General features: G+C 71.7%; 6 protein-coding genes and 1 tRNA gene. 4 read left to right on the forward strand and 3 right to left on the reverse strand.

Annotated elements, in window-relative coordinates; all coding sequences use genetic code 11:
- The first annotated feature begins 113 nt into the window (after positions 1–113).
- Positions 114–1,850, forward strand: a complete 1,737-nt coding sequence (locus tag ACH4K1_RS13790) for a S1C family serine protease (protein ID WP_398089252.1) — start codon at positions 114–116, stop codon at positions 1,848–1,850.
- A 166-nt stretch (positions 1,851–2,016) separates the two neighbouring features.
- Here the strand turns inward: ACH4K1_RS13790 and ACH4K1_RS13795 are convergent, their stop codons facing one another.
- Positions 2,017–3,264 (reverse strand): hypothetical protein, encoded by a 1,248-nt coding sequence (locus ACH4K1_RS13795; RefSeq protein ID WP_398089254.1) that lies wholly within the window; start codon positions 3,262–3,264, stop codon positions 2,017–2,019.
- Between the two features lie 465 nt (positions 3,265–3,729).
- Here ACH4K1_RS13795 and ACH4K1_RS13800 point away from each other — a divergent pair.
- Positions 3,730–3,816: transfer RNA gene (locus ACH4K1_RS13800), tRNA-Ser, on the forward strand.
- A 290-nt stretch (positions 3,817–4,106) separates the two neighbouring features.
- On the opposite strand, the gene ACH4K1_RS13805 is transcribed toward ACH4K1_RS13800, so the two are convergent.
- Together ACH4K1_RS13805 and ACH4K1_RS13810 are read right to left on the reverse strand one after the other, a co-directional pair.
- Positions 4,107–5,366 carry a GTP pyrophosphokinase family protein gene (locus tag ACH4K1_RS13805; protein WP_398089256.1) on the reverse strand — a complete coding sequence of 420 codons (1,260 nt, stop codon included), beginning with the start codon at positions 5,364–5,366 and terminating at the stop codon, positions 4,107–4,109.
- Positions 5,367–5,646: 280 nt separating this feature from the next.
- The gene (locus ACH4K1_RS13810) at positions 5,647–6,555 is read right to left on the reverse strand and encodes a bifunctional DNA primase/polymerase (protein ID WP_398089257.1); all 909 of its coding nucleotides are present in this window, start codon (positions 6,553–6,555) and stop codon (positions 5,647–5,649) included.
- 346 nt (positions 6,556–6,901) lie between these two features.
- Here ACH4K1_RS13810 and ACH4K1_RS13815 point away from each other — a divergent pair, with 346 nt between their 5' ends.
- Both ACH4K1_RS13815 and ACH4K1_RS13820 read left to right on the forward strand, forming a co-directional pair.
- A complete protein-coding gene (locus ACH4K1_RS13815; protein WP_228991803.1) occupies positions 6,902–7,465 on the forward strand; it encodes a SigE family RNA polymerase sigma factor in 564 nt (187 codons plus the stop codon).
- Positions 7,466–7,610: 145 nt separating this feature from the next.
- Positions 7,611–9,263, forward strand: coding sequence for a long-chain fatty acid--CoA ligase (locus ACH4K1_RS13820; RefSeq protein ID WP_398089259.1), 1,653 nt, complete (start codon positions 7,611–7,613; stop codon positions 9,261–9,263).
- Positions 9,264–9,414: the final 151 nt, after the last annotated feature.

Here is a 9,414-nt window from a genome sequence, read left to right on the forward strand (position 1 = left end):
CCTGCTTACAGTGGCCCGACGGGTCGTGGGAAAAGCTGACCGCAGACACGTGCACAGCGGATTTCTTGCCGAACGCCGACTGGATGCCGAGTGGAACCGAGGAGTAGAGAGCTGTGAGCACCGAGAACGAGGGCAACGAGGGCAACGCGGCACCGAACGTGCCGTCCGTTCCGTCCGCACCTCCCGTGCCGGCCGACGCTCCCGTGCCGCCGGCTCCGGCGGATCCGGTCCGGGGCGCCGCATCCGAGCCTGCCGCGACGGCGCACGACGCGGCGCAGGACACCGCCCGCCTCCCCGGGCACGACGCGGACGCGCCGGACGCCGCCCCGCCCGCCTCCGGCGCGGGAGCCCCGGCGCCGGCCGCCCCGGCGTACGCCGAAGCGCCGCGGCACAACCCCACGCACCAGGGCGCTCCGGCGTACCAGGGAGGTTCGGCGCCTCAGGGGGCACCGGCACACGGAGCTCCGACCGCGGCACCCGCCTACGCCCAGGGCGTCCAGCCGGCGCCGTCCCAGCCCCCCCAGCCGTCCCACGGCTCCCCGTACGGAGCGGCGCCCGACCTCCCCACGGGCGCCGCCTCCTGGCCTCCGCCCCCGCCCGCCGTGCCGTCGTACGCCGGCGGGAACGCGGGGCACACCTCCGGTGGCAACGGCGGCCACGGCGGCCACGGCCCGGTCTGGGGCGCCCCCATCCCGCCCGGCCCCGAGTCCCCGGACCGCAGGGGCGGCAGGGGCCGCGCGAGCGGTCTGGTGGCGGCCGTCGCCGTGGCGGCGCTCGTCGCGGGCGGCGTCGGCGGCGCCCTCGGCTTCTGGGCGGCCGACCGCAACGACGGCGGCTCCTCCGGCAGCTCGACCACGGTCGCGGCATCGGACACCCCGAAGGACCTGAAGCGCCCGGCGGGCACGGTGGCCGGGGTCGCGGCGAAGGCGCTCCCCAGCGTGGTCACCATCGACGCGCAGGGCGGCGACGGCGAGGGCGGCACGGGAACCGGCTTCGTGTACGACAAGGAAGGCCACATCCTCACCAACAACCACGTCGTGGCCTCCGCCGCGGAGTCCGGCGAACTGTCGGCGACCTTCTCGGACGGCAAGAAGTACGCGGCCGAGGTGGTCGGCCGGGCCCAGGGGTACGACGTGGCCGTCCTGAAGCTCACGAGCCCGCCGTCAGGGCTGGCGCCCCTCCCGCTGGGCAACTCGGAGGGCGTCGCGGTCGGCGACTCCACGATCGCGATCGGCGCGCCCTTCGGCCTCTCCAACACGGTCACCACGGGCATCATCAGCGCGAAGAACCGCCCGGTGGCCTCGGGGGACGGCCAGAGCAACAAGAACTCGTACATGAGCGCCCTGCAGACGGACGCCTCGATCAACCCGGGCAACTCCGGCGGCCCGCTGCTGGATGCGACGGGCGCGGTCATCGGCATCAACTCCGCGATCCAGTCGACGGGCGGCGGCCTCGGCCAGTCCCAGGCGGGCTCCATCGGCCTCGGCTTCGCGATCCCGATCAACCAGGCCAAGAACGTCGCCGAACAGCTGATCAAGACGGGCAAGCCGGTCTACCCGGTGATCGGGGCGACGGTCTCGATGGAGGAGAAGACGGGCGGCGCGGCCATCTCCACCGAGGGCGCGGGCGGCACCCCGGCCGTCACCCCGAACGGCCCGGCGGCCAAGGCGGGGCTCAAGGGGGGCGACGTGATCACCAAGTTCAACGACACGGTGATCGACAGCGGCCCGACCCTGATCGGCGAGATCTGGACCCGCAAGCCGGGCGAGAAGGTGACCCTGACGTACGAGCGCGACGGCAAGGAGGCCACGGTCGAAGTCACCCTGGGCCAGCGCGAGGGCGACAGCTGACCGGGCGGGAACGCCCCGCGCGTCGGGCCGGCCCTCCTCCCACGCGGTCCTGACGGCCCGTCGGCCGGTACGGCGACGGGACCGCCGCCGGGGAGCGGGTCGCCCGGGCGGCCGGAGGGAACGGACGTGAGGACCGCCGTGGCGGGGGCCGGGCCGGGCCCCCGGGTCAGGAACGCTCGCGTACGGCCGGGTTGTTCAGGCAGAGCGCGATGTTCCGGACCGCGGCGGTCAACTCCTCGATCACCCGGGCCGCCTGCTCCGCGTTGTGGAAGGCCGGGCGTTCCGCCAGGGCCAGGCCCAGTTCCCGGGCGGACCGGAGCGCCGGCTCGACGTCCTCGGCGGGGGGCGCGGCCGGTGCGGCGGGCGCGGGCGCCTCGGCCGCCGCCGGGGGCCGAGGCGCCACCGGGTCCGCCGCGGGCGCGCCGGAGGCCGCGGGCGCCGGCTGGTACGACGGCTCGGGTGCGGGCGGCGCCGGGGGGCCGGACACCGGCGCCTCCCGACGCCCCTCGGACCAGGTGTGGACGGTGCCGAAGTCACCTGTCGTGGAGGTGCACTCCTCATCCGGCCATGCCGACGCGGCCGGTACGGACGGCGAAGGCCGGGGCGCCTGGTCGAGGTGCGGGGACGCGTCCCGCGCCTGCCGCGTCCGGGGGAGGACGAAGTGCTCGAACCCGGGGAAGGCGGGGGTGGCGGAGGCGACGGGGGAGGCGGAGGGCCCGGGGTGGCGGGGGTGGTACTCGGCCTGCCACTGCATGCGGTAGCAGTCGACCTGGTCGGCACAGGAGGTGCGGGCGTGGAAGACGGCCGTGTCCTTGCCCAGGTCCGGGTACCAGAGGTTGGGGCCCGGGAAGCGCACGGTCCGCACCCGCGGCTTGATCGGTTCGGCGCACCCCATGCAGCAGTTCTCCGGCACCATGAGCGGGATGCCGCCGTTCTGCTCCGGCGAGCGGGGCCCGCCTTCCCAGCGGTACTCGCCGTGGCGGCAGGGCGGTAGTTCGCCGCAGGCGCGGCAGACGGCGTAGTGCTCGGGGAGGATGTGCCAGTCGTGGCTGGCGGGTGCGCACCAGTGCTTGGACGCGGAGCGGGGCAGGTTCTCGTTGCGCAGCACCAGCACCACCGGGCGCTTGTAGAACTCGGTCCGTTCCGGGGCCGGTTTGACCGCCTGGTTGTTGGCCCGCCGCAGTTCGTTGGCGTGCCACCACAGTTCCACGTGGTCGCGCCACGCCTTCTCGTAGGAGTCCGGCCACCGGTCGCCCGGGTAGCCGTCGATCTCCAGAATCCGCCACGCCTGCCGGTCGAGTACCACGATGGAGCCGGCTCGCAGTCGCGTGTGCGTCCCGTTGTCCCCCTCGTCCGGCCAGTCGTGCCGGCCGATACGGGTGGGCTGGTCTGGGAGCCACTCGCGCACCTGCATGACATGCTCCTCGGTAAGGGAACTTCCTAGTTTCAACTGGGGCAGTGAGTGACATTCTGAACAAAAAGGACGTTTAGGTTGGTTCAGACACGCTCACGTTGCTGATCGAAGGTGACCGGAAACGCCTCCCGCACCACCGTTCCTTCACGCAAACCGCTGCTGCCAGGGCTTTTGACCCCGGTTCCGCAGGCGGGGCCGTTCTGCCGCCGGTGCGAGGGCAGCGGCTTCGTACCCTGCGGACCGCATCCGACACTCACCCGTATGTGTGGCGATGCATAGGTTGTGGTCACTCCGTACGTGTACATCACCTTGCGTTCCGGTCGCCGAACCTCCCAGGGCGGCACGCCGATGGACCCGGAAAGTGGTAGGGGTGCGAACGGCCGCGGCCCTACCACGGACCACCACCCCTCACGGCCCGTGAGCCGGGTACGCTGTAGCCGCTCCGTTCCTGATGGGCGGGGTGCAGGTGGGTTGCCCGAGCGGCCTAAGGGAACGGTCTTGAAAACCGTCGTGGCAGCGATGTCACCGTGGGTTCAAATCCCACACCCACCGCAGGTGCGCGGCCTCTGACCAGGTGACCCGGTCAGAGGCCGTTTTCTTGTCACGGCTCCGGGGAAACCGCGTTTCTTCCCGGCTCCTCGCTCCGGGCCCCCGGTGCGGGAAGACGTGCCGGGGGAGGCGGGGGCCCGGTGCCTGCCGGTCCGAGGGTGCCCGGCACCCCGTCCCACCGCCGAGCGCACGTGCACGCGCAGGCGGGCCGGCGGGCCGGCCGCAGGAGATATTCTGCCGGGCGCGGAAGCTTTTCTTCTTCCGGGTCGGTGAAAACCGTGGAAGCCCGCCCCTCAGCTTTCTCCTTGCCTGCTCAGTCGCGTCGTTACGGCTTCAAGCCTTTCGAGCGCCTCCGAGGGGAAAGCCGATCCGGGTACCTTGACGCCGTGCACCAGCTGATTCCGGATCCGCCGCAAGTTGTCTATTTCTCGACGTGTGACATCGTCCAGGTGGGGGATCTTGCGGAGCAGCCGCGTCAGGGGAATCAGTGCGGCGTCTTCCGCCTCCATCGGCACGGCGTCGCGGACGACTCCCTCGAACCTGGCCCATTCGATCATGAACCGTCCGATCATCTCGTGGTTGCGGGAGGCGCGGGCGGAACCGTGCGGCTCCTTCACTTCCCCCATTCTCGTTCGAATGGAATCGAACACGGCGTACCGGGATGTGTCCGCGGCGATGATGGCGTCGATGACCTGCTCGGCCAGGGGGCGCTCCTCCAGATTCCCGTGAAGCGACTCCAGGAAGGGCTGCAACAGTGATGCCGTGTCGAACTTCAACTCGACCAGGAAGCCGTACAGCAGATCGACGCGCCCGAGCCCCGAGTCCTCGACCGGTTCTCCGAGGAGGCCGTTTGCCTGGCTGAGCAGATGGGCGGCGAGCTCGTAGTGGTTCAGAAAGGATCGGCCGGTGGTCGCGACCCTGCTCTCTCCCGCCTTCTGGAGCATTTCCAGGGCGAGTTCACCTGCCAGGACCAAGCCGTTCAGTTGGTCCAGGATCTGGAGTTCCTGGCTCGACAGGTCCCCTTCCAGGGGCTTGTAGATGAGATCGTGCTCGACCTCTGACCAGGCGTGCATGAGCACCGATGCGACTTGGATCTCCACCCGTGCTTTCGTGTACCTCTTGTTGGCGTCGCTGAGTTCCTGCTCGGTCAACTGCACTCTGTAGTGGACCGCCGAATACCCGGAGAATCGCTTGTCCTGGGACGGGTGGCTCGCCGCGGGGAACTCCCTTTTCGGTTCGAGCTGATGAAACAGCCGCTGGACGATTTTGTCGACCTGTTCCTGTTCTCCCGGAAAGTAGAGGGCGACTCGGACCCCTGCCAGGTCGACGATGTCGTCATAGATGTCCTGGATCTCGTTGTAGATCCCCTTGGTGGCGCGCTGGCGGCATTTATCGGCGAGCCGGGAAATGTCCTTCGCGCGATGGGTGACGATGCAGCGGATTCCCGAGGTTCGGAGATCCCTCTCCAGGACCTGGGCAGCCAACTGTGCGGCTTGGTTATAAAAATCGTATTCTTTGATGTATCTGGACATGAAATCGTCGATAAGGCTCATTTCGTACCTGCCTGACCATGGGGGCCACCTGGTGTGCTCGCTCGCGGTGAAAACAGAATGCCTCAGCCTTTCCGGCAGGGTTCGCGGAACGGCACATTCTGCGGATACGGCAGGCGCGACCGCCCGGGGAGCGGAGCCTGCGGAAGGGCTCGCGGAGCGAGGGGCGGTGCGGCCCGCGACTGGGGGGCGCCCAGGTTGGTTCGGGTGGCCCGGCCGTCGCCCGTCTTCTTCGTGCGCCGACCGCCGGGGCCACCGGCCGGCCCGGTCCGGCCCGGTTCTGTCAGGCCGCCCCGTTCGTCTGTCCGTCCCGACCCGAGGTCAGACGCGCCGCCGAGGCGATCGTGGCGCGGGCCTCGTGTTCCGGGAGGCCGGTGCGTACGGCCGCTGCGGTGAGGGCCCCCGCCAGCGCGTCGCCGAAGCCGTGTTCGTAGGCGCGGCAAGCCGCCCAGAACAGGCGGGTGTTGCGCTGGCCCGCATGGGCGGCCAGGACGAACTGGACCAGGCCCTCACCCTGGCGGCCCGGGGTCCGGGGGGTGCCGGGGCCGGCCGAGGGGGCGGCCGTGCGGCGGGGGCGGGTGAGCAGGCGGAGCAGCGCGCGCGGGCAGGGCGCCGGGGCGAGATGGGCGGTGCCCGGGGCCAGGCGGTAGCGGCCGTGGTCCGTGACCGAGCCGGGGCCGACCAGGTAGCCGCCGCTGCCGCGGATGTCGATGCCCGGAGCGAGGCGCCCGGCGGAGTTGGGGACCGTCGCCTCGGCGGGACCGGTCAGCCAGAGGTGGCGACCGCCGCTCGGGGTGAGGACGGTGACCGTCGGCGGGATGGTGAACAGGTGGTGGAGGGCCAGTTGCCGGAGCGAGCCGGCGGTGTCCTCGCCGTACGCGGGGTCGACGTCCAGGTCGATGCCGATGAGGCGGTGCGGGGCGCGTCCGCAGGCGATGCCGTAGCCGGTGGCCCGGGGCGCGGCGGCGAAGAGGGCCCGTACGGCCGCGGGGTCGGTGGTGGCGTCGTGCACCCCGTGGCCCGGCAGCCCGCACTCGCCCCGGCAGGGCGTCGGGCGTCGCTCGTCGCGGTGGGGGGAGCGCAGGGCGGGGACCTTGGCGGCGGAGAGGGGGAAGACGGGGAGGCCGCGCCCGGCGGCGGCGAGGGCGTGGGCGAGGACCAGGGTGGGGGTCTGCCGGTCGGTGGTGGCCATGGAGCTATTTTCGTACTTGTGTTCGAGGAAGGGAAGAGGGCGATACCGGAGCGGGAGGCCGGGGGAGGGGCTCGTTCGGCAGATCCGGGGCGCCTCGGTGAACCAGGTGGCGGGAGGCGGGGAGGACCCTGGTCGCCGCGGGTGCGGGCGTACCGGCGCCGGGCCCGGAGCGCTGCGCGGCGGCGTCCACCCCCGGGGCGGCCCCGGGGGCGGACCCTGAGGGCGGAGCGGAGCCTTGTCCACCTGGAGGAGGTGCGGAGCGGCCGTCCCCTACAACCTGAGGCGGACGGAGCTTCGGGACCTGGGGGCGATCCCCTCGGTGGCCTCCGCTCCTAGCGTGGAGTACATGACCACGCCAGTCTGCACGGGCGCCTCCAGGGCGGCCTCTGCCACCGCCGCCCGCCACGCCCCCGTACCGTACGCGTCGTTCTCCTCGTACGTACGGGCCCGGGGGCCGGTCCTGCTGCGTACCGCGCGCTCGCTCACCGCGAACCCCTGCGACGCGGAGGACCTGTTGCAGACCGCCCTCGCCAAGACGTACGTGGCGTGGGAGCGGATCGAGGACCACCGGGCGCTGGACGGCTACGTCCGCCGGGCCCTGGTGAACACCCGCACCTCGCAGTGGCGCAAGCGCAAGGTCGACGAGTTCGCCTGCGAGGAGCTGCCCGAGCGGGAGGCCGTTCCGGCGCCCGACCCGGCGGAGCAGCAGTCGCTGCACGACGCGATGTGGCGGGCGGTGCTGAAACTCCCGGACCGCCAGCGCGCCATGGTCGTCCTGCGCTATTACGAGGACCTGAGCGAGGCCCAGACGGCGGAGGTGCTCGGCGTGTCGATCGGTACGGTCAAGAGCGCCGTCTCCCGCGCCCTCGGCAAGCTCCGCGAGGACCCGGAGCTGGCTCCGGTCCGCTGACCCGCCCCCCCCCGGCTCGGGGCGGCGCCGGGGGCGGCATACGGTCCCGGACAGGAATTCTCTCCCGCGAGTAGTGACATACCGCGTGGTATGTGCGCAGAATCAGCGCAACCTTACTGCCGCGTAGCGCCCCCGGGAGGACGCCGTGCTGAGCACCATGCAGGACGTACCGCTGACTGTCGCCCGCATCCTGCACCACGGGATGACGATCCATGGGAAGTCACAGGTCACGACCTGGACCGGCGAACCCGAACCGCACCGCATCACCTTCGCCGAGATCGGGCGCCGCGCCACCCGGCTGGCCAACGCCCTCCGCGACGAGCTGGGCGTCGACGGCGACCAGCGGGTGGCGACCCTCATGTGGAACAACTCGGTCCACGTCGAGGCCTACCTCGCCATCCCCTCCATGGGTGCCGTCCTCCACACCCTCAACCTCCGGCTGCCCGCCGAACAGCTCGTCTGGATCGTCAACCACGCGGACGACAAGGTCGTCATCGTCGACGGTTCGCTGCTGCCGCTCCTCGTTCCGCTCCTCCCCCACCTGCCGAGCATCGAACACGTCGTCGTCTCCGGCCCCGGCGACCGCTCGGCCCTCGCCGACGTCACGCCGCGCGTGCACGAGTACGAGGAGCTGATCGCGGACCGCCCCACCACGTTCGACTGGCCGGAGCTGGACGAACGCCAGGCCGCGGCCATGTGCTACACCTCCGGCACCACGGGCGACCCCAAGGGTGTCGTCTACTCGCACCGCTCGATCTACCTGCACTCGATGCAGGTCAACATGACCGAGTCGATGGGGCTCACCGACAAGGACACGACCCTCGTCGTGGTGCCGCAGTTCCATGTGAACGCGTGGGGCCTGCCGCACGCCACGTTCATGACCGGCGTCAACATGCTCATGCCGGACCGCTTCCTCCAGCCCGCGCCGCTCGCCGACATGATCGAGCGCGAGCGTCCGACGCACGCGGCCGCGGTCCCCACCATCTGGCAGGGCCTCCTCGCCGAGGTCACCGCCCACCCGCGCGACCTCACCTCCATGGCCAACGTGACCATCGGCGGCGCGGCCTGTCCGCCCTCGTTGATGGAGGCGTACGACAAGCTGGGCGTCCGCCTCTGCCACGCCTGGGGGATGACGGAGACCTCGCCGCTCGGCACCATGGCCCACCCGCCCGCCGGACTGAGCGAGGAGGAGCAGTGGCCCTACCGGGTCACCCAGGGCCGCTTCCCCGCAGGCGTCGAGGCGCGGCTGGTCGGCCCGGGCGGCGAGCACCTGCCGTGGGACGGCGCGTCGGCCGGTGAGCTGGAGGTCCGGGGCCCCTGGATCGCCGCCGCCTACTACGGCGGGGCGGACGGCGAGCACCTGCGGCCCGAGGACAAGTTCAGCGAGGACGGCTGGCTGAAGACCGGCGACGTCGGAGTGATCAGCGCCGACGGCTACCTCACCCTCACCGACCGGGCCAAGGACGTCATCAAGTCGGGTGGCGAATGGATCTCCAGCGTCGAGCTGGAGAACGCGCTGATGGCCCATCCGGAGGTCGCTGAGGCGGCCGTCGTCGCCGTACCGGACGAGAAGTGGGGCGAGCGGCCCCTGGCGACCGTCGTTCTCAAGGAGGGCGCCGCCGACGTCGACTACGAGGCGCTGAAAGCGTTCCTCGCCGACCAGGGCATCGCCAAGTGGCAGCTTCCGGAGCGCTGGTCGGTGATCCCCGCCGTGCCGAAGACGAGCGTCGGCAAGTTCGACAAGAAGGTGATCCGCAAGCAGTACGCGGAGGGCGAGCTGGACGTCACCCGGCTCTGAGCCTGTCGAGCCGTACGTTTCACGTGAAACAGGGCGGGGGGGGGGGCCCCGCCCCCCCCGGGGGGGGGGGGCGGGGGGGCGCCCCCCCCCCCCCCCCCCCGCGCCCCCCCCCCGGGGGCGCGCGCCCCCCCCCCCCCAGGCGGACCACCCC

It is taken from the genome of Streptomyces sp. NPDC017448 (genome assembly GCF_044330565.1).
GTDB lineage: Bacteria > Actinomycetota > Actinomycetes > Streptomycetales > Streptomycetaceae > Streptomyces.

Excerpts from the sequence above, each read along its gene's own strand:
- ACH4K1_RS13795 (WP_398089254.1), bottom strand. The coding sequence starts at position 3,264 with ATGCAGGTGCGCGAGTGGCTCCCAGACCAGCCCACCCGTATCGGCCGG.
- ACH4K1_RS13805 (WP_398089256.1), bottom strand. The coding sequence starts at position 5,366 with ATGAGCCTTATCGACGATTTCATGTCCAGATACATCAAAGAATACGAT.
- ACH4K1_RS13810 (WP_398089257.1), bottom strand. The coding sequence starts at position 6,555 with ATGGCCACCACCGACCGGCAGACCCCCACCCTGGTCCTCGCCCACGCC.
- ACH4K1_RS13815 (WP_228991803.1), top strand. The coding sequence starts at position 6,902 with ATGACCACGCCAGTCTGCACGGGCGCCTCCAGGGCGGCCTCTGCCACC.